This window comes from Candidatus Pseudothioglobus sp. uisw_070, from assembly GCF_059512545.2.
Map to the genome: position 1 here is coordinate 1,157,490 of NZ_CM183456.2, position 14,834 is coordinate 1,172,323.

A 14,834-nucleotide genomic window follows, 5' to 3' on the forward strand; every position below is an offset into this window, starting at 1 on the left:
CTATCAAACACTTTTAACCTCAGTTGAACTATTTTTTTTAAAGGCTAACCAATCATTTAAATGCTCTAGCTCTACAGTCTTACCACTCAATAATCTTCTAAACAGCTTGGCATTACTTTCGCCATGATAAAGGCCCAATATGTGACGAGTCATTGATCTTATTGGGACTCCAATTTTAATTTGCTGCTTTATGTAATTCATGTATTTTTTTAAAATTTGCTCACGGCTAAAAGAGTTTTTTTTGTTGCCAAAAATCGATACATCTATTTCTCTTAATAAAAATGGATTATGGTAGACAGACCTACCAAGCATTACTCCATCTACATAATCAAGGTGATTTTTAACTTCATTACAATTTTCAATGCCACCATTTATAGTTATTTTTAGTTGCGGGAAATCTTTCTTTAACTGGTAAACCCAAGGATAATTTAAAGGCGGTATAGTTCGGTTTTCTTTTGGACTTAAACCTTGAAGCCATGCCTTACGGGCATGAATTATAAAGTGCTGACAGCCCTTGTTATGAATGCGTATTATAAAATCTGAAAGCTGCTCATAACTCTCCATATCATCAATTCCAATTCGGCTTTTAACTGTCACAGGAATATCACAATTATCAATCATACTTTCAACGCATGAGGCAACCAAATCTGGCTCCTTCATTAGGCAAGCACCAAAACTGCCTGAAAGGACTCTATCTGATGGGCATCCAACATTTATATTAACTTCGCTATAACCCCACTCTTGAGCTATGAGAGCACACTTTGCCATTTCTGAAGGGTCACTTCCTCCAAGCTGAAGTGTCAGGGGATTTTCTTCTGTATTAAAGTCAAGCAAACGGTTTTTATCACCATTCAAAATTGCTTTTGCAGTTATCATTTCTGTGTAGAGCTGAGTGTTTTTACTGAGCAATCGATAAAAATATCTGCAATGTCTATCAGTCCAGTCCATCATTGGCGCTATAGAGACTAAAGAAGAGTTCATGAGATTTTTGAAGACAGTTCAACCAAAGCAAAAGTAACACTCTGTGAAACAATATCTGATCGAGAGCCTGAAAAAAATTGAGTAGTTGTTGTTACGCTTCCATCAAAGAAAAAACCAAGACAAACCATACCAACTGGTTTTGATGCAGAGCCTCCTGAAGGACCAGCAATGCCAGTTATTGAGACAGCTAAATTACTATGTGATCTTTGACCAGCCCCTGTAACCATTTCATGAGCAACTTTTTCACTTACAGCGCCATACATCTCAATAGATTCAGGACTAACTCCAAGCATATCAATTTTTGATTGATTGCTATAAGTAATAAAGCCACAGTTAAAATATGAGGATGCCCCTGAAATTGAAGTCAAAGAGCTTGATAATGAGCCTCCAGTACAAGACTCAGCAACCGAAATGGTCAATCCTTTTGAAACAAGAAGATCAGATAAGTGTTTAGCCTTTAAGTAAGACATTAGTTACCCTCTTTTAAGGAAGTATGAACAATTTCATAGACATCGTCTGACAACTTTTTCTGGCTTATAATTGAGTTAAGCTCATTCTTTTGAAGTGCAGAATACTTATTTGTAAATCGCCTCCAGTGATTAAATATACTTACAAACCTTGCTGCAATTTGAGGGTTCATACCATCCAACTTAATAATTATTTCAGTTAAAAGCTGGTAGCCTTCTTTACAATGAAACTGAATACTATTTCGGCTAAAAGATCCAATTACGGATCGCACTCTATTTGGATTAGTCATTGAAAATAATTCATGCTTCATAAGTTTTCTAATATCTGCAACAGAAGTAATAGATGAGGCACATTGAGCGCTAAACCACTTATCCATTACCTGTGCATCTGACTTATGCTGCTTATAAAATCTAGTAATAACCTTATCGCGATAAGGGTTTGAAGAGTCTAATAAACACTGAAAAGCGCTAAATTGATCTGTCATACAATCTGCATTATTATATTGTGCATATGCTAGATCATACTCACCTAGCTGAGACAAATAACTTAAACATTTGTTTTTCAAAGCCCTCTCACCAACCGACTTAGAAGATAAATCAAAGACTTTTATATAGTTTAATTTTTTATATGTTTCTAGAAAAAGTGCTTTAAAGTTGTTAGCAATAGAGAGGCTAGATTTTTTACGTTTATGGCTTACCTCTTGCACGTCAATTTGACCAACATGTTGATGAATGATTTGCTCTGCAGGTAAACTTATTATTTCAGAAAGGAGTGCATAGTCAGAATCTTTATCGAAAAGATTTTTAATCATAGTAAACAATGCTTTTTCTTCAACAATCTCTGGGTTGAGGATATATTCCAGCCATAAGCTTTGAGCGTTATCCCAGCGGTTAAATGGATCAGTATCATTTGATGAAAGAAAAATTTTCTCACTGACTGAAAGATTTGAATCAAACTTAATGGGCGCTGAAAAACCTCTAAACCAAGAGGGTGTTGGCTTACTCTTGATATTTTCAAATGAAATAGTTTTTACAAGCTCATCAATCAAAATCATTCCTGTCTCAATCTCTTTACCATCATCTGCTAATAATCCAAATTTATTTGGAATTAGAAAAGGTGTTGTTTGATTTTTTTGAGTAAAAGTAGCACTATAAATATTTAGCTCGGAGTTGTACTCATCATCGACACTTACTTCAGGTGTTCCTGACTGACTATACCAAGACATAAAATTATCAAAATTAAAATGATTAGCATCAGCCATACTTGCAACAAAATCATCTATCGTAACTGCGGCGCCATCATGACGATTAAAATAGAGAGTCATCCCTTTTTGAAAGCCCTCTTCTCCCAAAATTGTATGAATCATTCGAATGACTTCTGCACCTTTCTCATAAACCGTTGCAGTATAAAAATTATCCATTGCAATATACGACTCTGGCCTTACTGGATGAGCCATTGGTCCAGAGTCTTCAGCAAATTGCCTTGTTTTAAGCTCATTAACGTCAGTAATTCTTTGAATTGCTCTAGAACGAAGATCAGAAGAAAACTCTTGATCTCTAAAAACAGTTAGTCCTTCTTTTAGACTTAGCTGAAACCAGTCTCTACAAGTTACTCTATTTCCAGTCCAATTATGAAAATACTCGTGGCCAATAATAGACTCAATTCTTATAAAACTAGAATCTGTTGAAGTTTCTTGATTGGCAAGAACACAGTCTGAATTAAAAATATTAAGACCCTTATTCTCCATAGCGCCCATATTAAAATCATCAACTGCAACAATCATGTAGATATCCAGGTCGTAAGAAAGGTTAAACCTCTCCTCTTCCCATTTAAATGATTTTTTAAGGGACTCCATTGCAAAAGAAGTTTTATGCATATTATGAGGCTCAACATATAGCCTTAAGTCAACCATCCTTCCTGCTGAAGTTACAAAGCTATCTTGAAGGAAATCTAATTTACCTGCAACTAAAGCAAACAGATAACAAGGTTTTGGCGTTGGATCATGCCAAATAACTTGTGAATTACTCTCATTGACCAAGTTTCCATTACTAAGAAGTACTGGATAATGGTCTCTGTTAGCAGTTATCTTAGTGGTAAAAATGCTCAATACATCTGGCCTATCAAGATAGTATGTTATCTGCCTAAAGCCCATAGCCTCACATTGTGTGCAGAAATTTCCACTGGATTGGTACAAGCCATTCAGATCAGTTTTGCTTTCAGGATGAATTCGAACTTTCACTTCTAAAATAAAGTTATTAGGTGGATTTATTAGAAATAAGCCATCATCTTTTTGCTCATAGTTAAGACTTAAGCCTTCAATTTTTATTGATATTAACTCGAGAGACTCACCATTTAAAAAAAGTTTATCAATTTTTTTATTACTATCAGGATTTTTATAAAAAGAAATGCGCGATGAAACAATTGTTTCATTATCACCAAGGTCAAAATCAAGCTCTGTTGTTCTTATGAGGTGAGAGCTTGGTTCATAATCTTTGCGGAAAATAGGCTGTGGCGTTAAAGTAGAAATAATAATGCTCCTAAAAGAATTCTATAAATGACGAATGGTAAAAAACCAATTCTTTCAACCAGTCTAATAAAAAAGACAATTGTGAAATATGAAGTAATCAAAGTAACTACAAATCCAATAAAAAGAAGGCTCCAATCGACTTGACTTGTGTCTTTTACCAAGTCAAAAGTTTTTAATAAAGTTGCAAGCGCAATAACAGGAATAGATAAAAGAAATGCATACTTTATTGATAGATTTCTTGAAAGGCCAATTAGCAAAGCCGCAGTAATAGTTATGCCTGCGCGAGACGTTCCAGGAATTAAAGCTAGGGCTTGAAAGCAGCCCACAATTAGGATATCAGAGCCACGAATATACTCTCTACTTTTTTGAAATTTTCGATGTAGCCAGTCTGAGAAACCTAGCAGAAGTGCGAAGAACATAGTTGCAAAGGCTACTACTTGGTAACTTCTTAAATTTAACTCGATCGACTCTCTAAATAACAAACCCACAATGCCAACTGGTATTGTTCCTAAAATAATACCCCAAGCAAGCATTGACTCTCCTTGCGTTTTTCTGGTTGCAATTGAGTCATAAAAGTCCTTTGTCAAAGACACCAATGAAGAGCGATAGTAAAAAATAATTGCACATAAAGTAGCAAAATGAAGAACAACATCAAAAGCTAGCCCTTGATCTGGCCAATCTAAGAATTTTGGAAGTATTACTAGATGCGCCGATGAAGATACGGGCAGAAATTCAGTAAACCCTTGTATTAAAGCTAAAGTAATTGTTTGAGTAATATCCATCTCTTGATTTTAAAGCTTATTGGTAAGATCTTGCTCTTTGAAACCATCTAATTTTACTGATTGTTTTTTAGATAAAGCCATCACTTTAAAAACCTCACCCATTGCCCCCGGTAAAACTAGTTGCTTAACCTCTTGAGCTAGTTTGATTCTAATTTCATTATCCTTTTCATCCAGTAGATACTTTTCAATACCTAAAGAAATTAAAAACATTGCTTGTGTGCAATATCCAGAAATTTCAAAACCAGCATCAACTGCACTTTCAGCAATATCTGAAAAATTAACCGATGTTGTTATATCTTGATAACCAATATTGCAAAAAGGATCATCACTTGACTCATGATTAAAAAAACACTTAAGAGTTCCGTCATTTCGTTGAGAGTGAAAATATTCAGATTTATCCATACCATAATCAATTAATAGAACTGTTCCCTCAGAAACAAAGTCATAAAGCGACTTAATCCAAGCGATGGACTGAACATTTATTTCAGTAGTGTATCCCTCTTCTATATTATCAGGAAGTGATGTTCCAGTGCTCACATAAGGTTGAGTAAACTTTTTCCATTGAAAATTCTCATTTTGAAAATCAACTCCTAATTCTACAAAACAGCCTTCAGAGAAAGTTATTCTTTTTGCAGGAATAGCATCAAGGACTTCATTAGCAATAACAACGCCTTTAAAATCTTTTGGCAGCTTAGTTAGCCACTCAACCCTATGAAAGATTTCAGGCAAAACTTTTTTAATATTCTGCATCTGTTTATTTTTAAGCTGAGCACTTAATTCAAGAATATAATATTTACCAGGAAGTGAGCTTAGCCTGCCTAATTCAAAAAGAATTTGAGTGGCAAGCACTCCACTTCCAGCTCCAAACTCTAGAATATCACCACTATTAAGAACCTGCTTGCACTGCCTCGCAAGCGTATAACCAAATAAGTCAGAAGTCTCGGGAGCTGTTATAAAGTCACCATAACGACCAAATAGTGTTTTATTTGATCGATAATAGCCAAACTCAGAATGGTATAGGGCAAGATTCATAAACACATCAAAACCAATGGGTTTGTTATTATCTTTAATGGTTTTAGATATAATATCTTGAAGGTTCATATTAGAAATTATTTTATACTGTGAATCAACCTTATTCCCTCAAAAACAAATTTTACTTAATCAATTTAATTAACTAATAAAAACCTATGAAAACAGCCTTAATTACTGGTGGAGCGGCTCGAATTGGAGCTCAAATAGCAAAAACACTTCACAACAATGACTTTAATATAATTATTCATTGCAATCAATCAAAAGACAAAGCTCAATTACTTTGTGATGAGCTTAACCTTTTAAAAGAAAAATCAGCCAAGGTAGTAGTGGGCAATCTTAATAATATTGACTCTATAAACACAATTGTTGAATCGATAGAATCGATAGACTTATTAGTTAACAATGCATCTGTCTTTTATCCTTTGTCAGTAGACGAGAGCGACTCTGAAAATTGGGATAATATATTAGATGTTAATCTTAAAGCGCCCTTCTTTCTATCAAAGGGACTAAGTCAAAAGCTCAACTCTAGCGAGGGGTCAATAATAAATATCATTGACATTCATGCAGACCGACCACTCAAAAAACATTCGGTCTACAATATTTCAAAAGCAGGCCTAAAAATGCTTACACTAACCCTTGCTAAAGAACTTGCTCCCTCTATCAGGGTAAATGGAGTGTCACCTGGCTCGATCTTATGGCCACAAGAAGGAGCAGAAATTTCTGAGTTAGACAAAAGCATTATGCTTGAAAGAATAGCTCTTAAAAGACAAGGATCGCCTCAAGATATTGCAGATACAGTGCTTTTTTTAGCAAACTCTAATTACCTAACGGGCCAAATAATTAATGTTGATGGTGGTCGTACACTCAATCAGTAAACAAATCCCCTTAGTCTTAATGTGGTATAATTTGTTTGTCGATCATTTTTTTTCGACTAACAAGAATTTTTTTACAATTGTTTCAAACTAAAAAATAGAACTATTGTAACGAACTAATTTTTTTATGGGCTAATTGAAGTCACATACAAAACCTTATTTAGTAATTGATGAATTTTATTAATCAAACCTTTATTCCCATTCAATACGTAAGTATTGATGCTTTGTACGTGCTCAATAGTCCAGATATTATAGGACTTCATAATGAATCACATTTTAATCAACGCAACCCACAAAGAAGAAATTCGAGTTGCAATCGTCAAGGACCAAAAGCTTACTGGCCTTGATATCGAGACAAGCCTCAATAGAAAGACTAAGGGCAACATATACAAAGCAAAGATTTCTCGAGTAGAACAATCTTTAGAAGCTGCTTTCGTTAACTATGGCAAAGATAAGCATGGTTTTTTACCCTTTAAGGAGATTTCTCCTTTCTTTTCTGATGGTATTAAGCCTAAAGGCGACAAATTAACTATCAGTGATGTCCTTAAAGAAGGGCAAGATATTATCATACAAGTTGAAAAAGAGGAGCGCGGTAACAAAGGCGCTGCCCTTAGCACCTACATTAATTTAGCTGGTGCTTACATGATACTCACCCCAAACAACCCTAAAAGCTCAGGAATCTCAAGACAAATTGGGGCTTCAGATCGTCAAGATTTAAAAAACTTATTGCCGAGCCTTAATGTTCCTAAGCATTCTGGACTTATAATTCGTACTGAGGGTGCTGGAAGAGGCGTTAGTGAACTTCAATGGGAAATAGACCACCTAACTCAACTCTGGAAATCTATTAAAACTGCAACTAAAAAGCAAGAGGATCCTTTTTTAATCTATCAAGAAAGTGATATAACTGTTAGAGCTTTGCGTGACTTTTTAAGAGAAGATACTGATAGTGTCATAATTGATGACTTGGAGACCTATCAAAAAGCAAGAGACTTTATTAGCTTTGTAATGCCGCATTACTTAGACAAGATTAAATTCTTTGATGTTACAGAGCACTCTCTTTTTGCTCACATGAGTATAGAGTCTCAAGTTAAAAGCGTCTTTAATAGAGAGGTCGCCTTGAGATCTGGGGCAACTATTGTATTTGACCCTACAGAAGCATTAACTGCAATAGACATCAACTCTGCCAGAGCAACAAAGGGAACAAGTATTGAAGATACTGCCTATAAGGCAAATTTAGACGCTGCATCAGAAATTGCGTTGCAACTTCAATTAAGAGATATTGGTGGACTAGTGGTAATTGACTTTATTGATATGGCCTCAGAATCCAATAGAACAGCTATTGAGAAGTTAATGGAAAAAGCTACGGCAAATGATAGGGCGCGCGTTCAAATAGGCTCAATATCAAGATTTGGCCTTTTAGAGCTATCACGCCAAAGACTAATGAACTCTGTTGCAGAATCGACAGGAAAAACCTGCTCAATTTGTAATGGTAGTGGAACAAATCCAACTATTCCTTCACTATCATTAAGAATTATTCGACAACTAGAAGACAACTTAAATTCAAATAAAAATGGTGATGACATAACAATTCAATCCAGCGTTGAAGTGATAACTTATTTACTTAATGAGAAGAGGCAAAATATAATTGAAATGGAAGATAAACACAATATTAAGATCACTCTTCTTCCAAACCAATACATGCACTTTCCTCACTTCACGATGAACAAACAAAAGGGTGATAAAAACTCTCATCACAAGAGCTTTCAAGGAGTTTCTAAACCTCAAGAAAATCCAAATATAATAAATTATATTGATAAGCCTGATATTCCTGCTGTTTCTTCTAATCACCCATCAACAAAGATGCCTGAAAAGAAAGTCTCATTTATGAGTAAATTATCTGAAATATTCTCTTCAGATAAAAAAACAGCTACTGAGTCAAAAACTAGTAGGCCACAGAACAGGAATCAAAATAGAAATAGAAACCAGAATAGAAATAGAAACCAAAATAGAAATAGAAACCAAAATCAAAATACACAAGAAAATCAAAAAAGTGGAACTGGTGAATCTCAAAAAAATAGCTCTAATGAAGCTAATAATATTAAGGCTAATCAGAACAATCCAAACCAAAATAGGAATAGAAATCAAAATAGAAATAGAAACCAAAAAAATACGACAAATTCTAATCAAAAGTCAACTGAGAATGTTGTAGCGAAGCCGACTGAGAATGTTGTAGCGAAGTCGACTGAGAATGTTGTAGCGAAGCCGACTGAGAATGTTGTAGCGAAGCCGACTGAGAATGTTGTAGCGAAGTCGACTGAGAATGTTGTAGCGAAGCCGACTGAGAATGTTGTAGCGAAGCCGACTGAGAATGTTGTAGCGAAGCCGACTGAGAATGTTGTAGCGAAGCCGACTGAGAATGTTGTAGCGAAGCCGACTAAAAAAACAACCCGTAAACCAGTCAAAAAGGCCCCTACAAAAGCATCAATTAAAAAATCTGAAAATTCTGATGAAAAAGCTTCAATTAAGCCTGATTTAAAAAAGTCAGAAAATTCTGATGAAAAAGCTTCTTAAAAGTTTATGAACAAATATGCAGTAATTGGTAATCCAGTTCATCACAGCATATCTCCAATGATTCATGCCCAATTCTCTAAGGAGTTTGGGCTTGAAATTTCATATGAAAAAATACTTTCACCAATTAATGGATTTCAAGACACAGTAAAGAAATTTATTGATTCTAATGGTCAAGGTTTTAACATTACCTTGCCATTTAAAATTCAGGCACACAATCTATCAAAAGATTTAACTCCAAATGCAAAGGCTGCTGGGGCGGTAAATGCTATAAAAATAAAAGACAACACTTTGATTGGTGAAAATACTGATGGGAATGGATTAGTGAATGATTTTACAAATAATTTAAATCAATCCTTAAAAGGAAAGGAAATCCTAATTATTGGCGCAGGAGGTGCAACACAAGGAATTCTTAAGCCAATACTTGATTGTAATCCCGAAAAAATATTATTAGCAAACCGAACCAAAGAAAAATCTTTAAAGCTTGCGAGCAAGTTTCTAAAGTATGGAAAAGTTTGTGGCTTTGGGTTGGACCAAATTAAAGCCAAACCAGTTGATATAGTTATTAATGCGACCAGTGCATCTATTGATGGGAATATCCCTAATATTCCAAAAGGGGTTGTCGAGGGAGCCCTATGTTACGACTTGATGTATGGCAGAGAAACCCCCTTCATGAAGTGGGCAAATGAAAACTCTGCTAGAAAAGTTAGTGACGGACTTGGAATGCTCGTAGAGCAAGCAGCACTCTCGTTTTCTTTTTGGCTAGGGAAAAACCCACAGACTAAACCAGTAATCGAATTAGTCAGGGCGAAAGGCGACTAATATCCCACCCATTATCTTTACGCTCGTATATGAGGCGATCATGAAGCCTGCTTTCTCTTCCTTGCCAAAACTCAATACTTTGAGGAACTACTCTATAACCACCCCAAAAATCAGGTAGTGGAATCTCTCCATTAGCAAATTTTTTTTTCATTACTGCAAACTGATCAACCAAAATTGCTCTGGAAGATATTTTTGATGATTGTTGAGATGACCACGCACCAATTTGAGAGTCTTTTGGCCTTGAAGAGAAATATTTTAAAGATTCTAACTTTGTAATCTTCTCAACACTTCCAATAATTTTGACTTGCCTTTCTAAGGCAAGCCAGGGAAATAAAAGAGCAGCCTGGGGATTGTTTTGAAGTTGTTTTGATTTTTTAGACTCGTAGTTTGTGAAAAATACAAAGCCCTTATCGTCAAAAAATTTAAGAAGGACGGTTCTAATTCCTATATAGTCATCTGACGTAGCAAGACTCATTGCACTAGGCTCTATTATATTAGCTTCAATAGCCTGGTCAAACCATAATGAAAACTGTTCGATTGGATTACTTTTAAGGTCATCTTTTACGATACCACTTTTGAGATACTCCTTTCTTAGATTACTTAAATCACCTGTCATATAATTTCCTTCAAAAAGGGATTAAATTACTTTTTTTTGATTCTGTTAGATGCTTTGTGATGAGAGACTTAACTGGAGGAAAGCGATCCGCAAACTTTAAGACTAACTTTCTAACTTTTTTAGCTATGGCATCATCATTAGTAAACAAAGAGACAACCCCATTTGTACCAAAGTACATCAATCTAGATAAATGTATTTGTTTATTTTCAAATTCCTTTAAAACTGAGTCTGAACCAATATCATTACCATTTTGAGAGGCTTTAATAACTGCGAGAGAGAGAATGTCTTGCCCTCTTAACCCTAAATTAAAACCATGTGCTGTAACGGGATGCATTCCAACTGCGGCATCACCAATTAAAGCAAAACGAGTAGCTCTGAATTTTTGAGCATAAACGCCAACTAATGGATAAGAATGCCTTTTACCAATTTGTTTCATTTCACCTAAAATCCCATTAAAGCCATCACTAGCCTTTGCACAAAACTTCGTCTCGTCCATACTTAACATTTCGTCTGCCTCGTCAGTTGGGACTGTAAGAACAACAGAGGATATATTGCCATTTAAGGGTAACAGCGCTAAGGTATGGCCATAATTAAAGCACTCAAGAGCAGTTTGATTATGAGATTTTTCATGAGAGACTCTTGTAATTATCATTACCTTAGAGAAGTCTTTCATCGTTGATGATATGCCCATCTTTCTGCGTATTTCTGAAAAACGACTATCTGCAGCAACTATCAGCTTTGAATTTATAGTTTTACCATTTGAAAGAGTAATCTCAGCATTAGAAGAACTTGTATTAAGAGAGTCAACTGCTAAGTCATTAATAATAGTTATGTTATCAGCGCTTGATGCTTTTTGATATAAAGCAAGCCTGATTAAATTATTTGGAACAAGATATCCAAGAGCATCAATTGACGTTTTATTTGCTTCAAAATTTAATAATGACTCTGAATCACCATCAAAAACTTTTGCCTCTCTAAGTGGGCTGACTTTGGCCTGATCAATGAGACTCCAAACACCAAGTTTTTGAAGTATCTTTAATGAATTATGAGTTAAAGCAGTCTCCCTTCCATCTGGCTTAGGGTCTGCAATCGAAATATGCGGCGATTTTTCAACAACAAGTATCTTTTGATCCTGATTTGCTAATGAACAAGCAAAACTAAGCCCTGCTGGCCCTGCACCAATAATTACCACATCATAAACATTGTTAGAGTTATTATTTTTCATAGTATTTAAGAGTGAAAAACTTAGCGTATTAGTTTTTTACTTTTGACTCTTCAATTTTTTTAAGCCAATAGGCACTTTTTTCAAGATTTTTCTCAGTACCACTTCCTTCTTGATACATCTGGGCAACTTTAACTTGAGAGTCTAAATTACCACTCCTTGCAGCTTTAAGATAGTATTCATAGGCTTGCTCAAAATTCTGTAAAACTCCTTCTCCAGATTCATACATTTGTGCCAAATTATGCTGAGCATCTAAGTAACCATTGTCAGCAGACAAACTAATCCAGTTAAATGCTTTATTAAAGTCAATATTTACCCCGGCACCAAGATAATAAATAGCCCCTAAAGTATATTGCGCTTTTGGATGAGATTTGTTTGCCGCATTCTGGACATATTTAAAACCTTTAATGTCGTTCTGAACGACACCTACACCAGTGATATACATTATTCCAAGAGCAGTCATTGCATTTAAGTCACCTGTTTTAGCACCTAATTCAAATGCTTTAAGTGCCTTTTCATAATTTTTTTGTTCTACTAATACAATTCCTCTTTCATACAAACTATCTTCAGCACATACTGGAGATAGCAATAAAAAAGAAAAAGATATCAGCAATAAGACTTTAGTTAGAGAGATGTTGAATAATTTAGCTGTATTGTTCATTTTGGATTTAAATAATATTATTTTTAAAATATTATAATTATTTTACAGTTTTTTTTAGATTCTAAGCATCACCTCTTGGAACAAATTCTAAAACAGTTGCATTAATACAGTACCTTGGCATTCCGTCAGGACCGTCATTAAATACATGGCCTAAATGAATATCAGAACTTAAAGATCTTATTTCTGTTCGTGTCATACCATAACTAAGATCAATAACTTCATAAACCTCGTTACGCACAGGCCTTGTAAAGGACAGCCAGCCGGACTTTGAATCAAATCGATCTGCGGTATCAAAAAGAGGCCTTCCAGAGAGCTTATCTATAAAAACACCATCAGGTGTATTCTTAAAAATTTCATACTGTTCACAGAACCTTCTATCTGTCCCTTCATTAAATGCAACATTGAAAGCCTCAGAATTTTTACCTAATTTAAATTCACCCAATGCTTTATAAAAGTCATCAGAAGACATTATTCCTTGATGTGCCCATACTTCCTTTCCATCCTCTATTAGAAAAATAGTAGGTGTAGCCCATGTCTCTGTAATTAGCTCAAAGCCCTTCAATGACGATGCTGGCGCTGATCTTAATGGAATAGTTCCCTTATATTTTGATGTTACTAGTTTTTCGAACTCAAGACAAAATAAGCATGTACCCTCTACTTCTGGACCAATAACAACAATTTCTTTTCCACCTAAAGGTGATATATCTGCAACCAATGATTCTTTTGGCACTTGCTCAATAAAAGTAACGCCCGTAGAATGATCAGGGCAGTAACCATTTGGATTTCTCTTCAAGTAATCTTGATGGTAATCTTCAGCTGGCCAAAATTTTTCTAAAGCTGCCATCTCAGTCATAATTTCACCATACCCTTTTGCTGTTAATAGTTTTTGGTATAGTTGACCTGTTCGATTTGCAATTTCTTTTTGTTCATCATTGGTCCAATAAATTGCAGAACGGTAGTTATTTCCAACATCATTACCTTGTCTATTTAATTGTGTTGGATCATGAATCTCCCAAAAATTTTTCAGTAATTGTTCTGTGGAAACTCTGTCGGTGTCATAAATAACTTTAACTGTCTCTGTGTGGTTAATTAAAGTATTTTTATTGGTTAATTTTTCTTTATCAGATAATCCAATATTTTTAAGAACAGAAAGAAAACTTTCGCTTTGGATTCTTCTATTATCGAGAACATCCTGATAGGTTGGATTCTCATAATTTCCACCAGAGTAGCCAGATACAACGTCAACAACACCCTCAATATTTTCAAAGTTTTTTTCAACACCCCAAAAACATCCTGCAGCAAAAAAAATTTCTAGAATCACAAGCCCCTGCCTATATTTAAAAAATTAAAAAATAAATTCTACACCTGGAAAATGAATATAAAGTGTTTAATATGTGAAGAATAAAGAACTAATATAGAGGCAATAATTTTGAAAGTTACACAAAATTTGAATGAAGGAATAAAAGCTTCATTAATAAATATAGTAGCTATATTTAAACCATTAGTTTCATTAAAAATTAATTAGCAACCTTTAAATAACCCTTTATATAGCTTGAGGGAATAGAAACCCTATTAGATATTGAACCTTTAGTATTAAAGCCTATTGAAAAACCTTTTTCCATATTTTCTTGCAAAAAACTATCACTTAAATCCAATTCAACTATTTCATTATAGTCACAGTCAAAAGAAGAGCAGTCATAGGCCTTTAGGGAAATTAAAGTAACATCCATTTGGTTTTCATTATCACAACCATCCCATCTATCACAATAACTAGCTGAGGAATAATCTCTTCTTTCGTCCGACGTGTAAACAATTGAGAAATTAAGTTTATGCTTAATCAAATTACTATTATTGTCTTTAAATCCTAGTAAAAAATAATCAAAATTTTCAGCCTTACCGACCAAATTTCTTGACTTGGTATCAGATATTTTTGGCCCAGTAAACTTTAAATTATTATCTGAAACTTGAACCATTTCAGCGTATTTCACAACATTTTCTATCTCTAATCGCTTATTTTCAGCTTCGAGTACTCTGTTATTAAGCTCTTTTACGACCGCTGAAGCAATACTTGGATCTGCTATCTTAAGAGCTTCAACTAGATTTTGATCATGAGACAAGCCTAGGGCAAGAATCTTTTCTGTCTGGATATCAGAAGGACTTGTTGAAGAAAGCTCAAGTGAGGGAAGTTTAATTGAGGGAACATTAATTGAAGAACAGCCAATTAAACCAAAAGATAGTAATAAGACTAATAATATTTTTTTCATATTTATATTATATTTAAAT

13 protein-coding genes are annotated in these 14,834 nt (G+C 34.6%); 3 read left to right on the forward strand and 10 right to left on the reverse strand.

Annotated features, from left to right (window positions below; genetic code table 11):
- Window positions 1-3: 3 nt before the first annotated feature.
- The 5 genes from dusA to AC5YGD_RS05805 are packed head-to-tail and all read right to left on the reverse strand — an operon-like array spanning window position 4 to window position 5,859.
- Window positions 4-981 carry a tRNA dihydrouridine(20/20a) synthase DusA gene (gene dusA / locus AC5YGD_RS05785; RefSeq protein WP_496141070.1) on the reverse strand — a complete coding sequence of 326 codons (978 nt, stop codon included), beginning with the start codon at window positions 979-981 and terminating at the stop codon, window positions 4-6.
- Window positions 978-1,451 carry a CinA family protein gene (locus AC5YGD_RS05790; protein ID WP_340188205.1) on the reverse strand — a complete coding sequence of 158 codons (474 nt, stop codon included), beginning with the start codon at window positions 1,449-1,451 and terminating at the stop codon, window positions 978-980. Before AC5YGD_RS05790 ends, dusA begins: the two co-directional genes overlap by 4 nt.
- Window positions 1,451-3,976, reverse strand: coding sequence for an aminopeptidase N (gene pepN / locus AC5YGD_RS05795; RefSeq protein WP_496142360.1), 2,526 nt, complete (start codon window positions 3,974-3,976; stop codon window positions 1,451-1,453). The genes AC5YGD_RS05790 and pepN overlap by 1 nt, the downstream gene beginning before the upstream one ends.
- Window positions 3,964-4,758: an undecaprenyl-diphosphate phosphatase gene (locus AC5YGD_RS05800; RefSeq protein ID WP_496141071.1), complete on the reverse strand. Its 795-nt coding sequence runs from the start codon at window positions 4,756-4,758 to the stop codon at window positions 3,964-3,966. Before AC5YGD_RS05800 ends, pepN begins: the two co-directional genes overlap by 13 nt.
- 9 nt (window positions 4,759-4,767) lie before the next feature.
- Window positions 4,768-5,859, reverse strand: coding sequence for an SAM-dependent methyltransferase (locus AC5YGD_RS05805; RefSeq protein WP_496141072.1), 1,092 nt, complete (start codon window positions 5,857-5,859; stop codon window positions 4,768-4,770).
- A gap of 86 nt (window positions 5,860-5,945) precedes the next feature.
- Between AC5YGD_RS05805 and AC5YGD_RS05810 the strand changes: the two genes are divergently transcribed.
- From AC5YGD_RS05810 to aroE, 3 genes are all read left to right on the forward strand, one after another.
- Window positions 5,946-6,665: a pteridine reductase gene (locus AC5YGD_RS05810; protein WP_496141073.1), complete on the forward strand. Its 720-nt coding sequence runs from the start codon at window positions 5,946-5,948 to the stop codon at window positions 6,663-6,665.
- A 261-nt stretch (window positions 6,666-6,926) separates the two neighbouring features.
- Window positions 6,927-9,233 (forward strand): Rne/Rng family ribonuclease, encoded by a 2,307-nt coding sequence (locus tag AC5YGD_RS05815; protein WP_496141074.1) that lies wholly within the window; start codon window positions 6,927-6,929, stop codon window positions 9,231-9,233.
- Window positions 9,234-9,239: 6 nt separating this feature from the next.
- Window positions 9,240-10,052 (forward strand): shikimate dehydrogenase, encoded by an 813-nt coding sequence (gene aroE, locus AC5YGD_RS05820; RefSeq protein WP_496141075.1) that lies wholly within the window; start codon window positions 9,240-9,242, stop codon window positions 10,050-10,052.
- Here aroE and pdxH read toward each other — a convergent pair.
- The 5 genes from pdxH to AC5YGD_RS05845 form a co-directional block, all read right to left on the reverse strand.
- Window positions 10,033-10,668, reverse strand: coding sequence for a pyridoxamine 5'-phosphate oxidase (gene pdxH, locus AC5YGD_RS05825; RefSeq protein WP_416686255.1), 636 nt, complete (start codon window positions 10,666-10,668; stop codon window positions 10,033-10,035). The two genes, aroE and pdxH, sit on opposite strands and share 20 nt — an antisense overlap.
- A 10-nt stretch (window positions 10,669-10,678) precedes the next feature.
- Complete coding sequence (ubiM, locus tag AC5YGD_RS05830; protein ID WP_496141076.1) at window positions 10,679-11,893, reverse strand: 5-demethoxyubiquinol-8 5-hydroxylase UbiM; 1,215 nt, start codon at window positions 11,891-11,893, stop codon at window positions 10,679-10,681.
- A gap of 28 nt (window positions 11,894-11,921) precedes the next feature.
- Complete coding sequence (locus tag AC5YGD_RS05835) at window positions 11,922-12,551, reverse strand: tetratricopeptide repeat protein (RefSeq protein ID WP_496141077.1); 630 nt, start codon at window positions 12,549-12,551, stop codon at window positions 11,922-11,924.
- 61 nt (window positions 12,552-12,612) lie between these two features.
- Window positions 12,613-13,872 carry a peptide-methionine (S)-S-oxide reductase MsrA gene (gene msrA, locus AC5YGD_RS05840; protein WP_496141078.1) on the reverse strand — a complete coding sequence of 420 codons (1,260 nt, stop codon included), beginning with the start codon at window positions 13,870-13,872 and terminating at the stop codon, window positions 12,613-12,615.
- 196 nt (window positions 13,873-14,068) lie between these two features.
- The gene (locus tag AC5YGD_RS05845) at window positions 14,069-14,815 is read right to left on the reverse strand and encodes a hypothetical protein (RefSeq protein WP_496141079.1); all 747 of its coding nucleotides are present in this window, start codon (window positions 14,813-14,815) and stop codon (window positions 14,069-14,071) included.
- Between the last annotated feature and the right edge of the window lie 19 nt (window positions 14,816-14,834).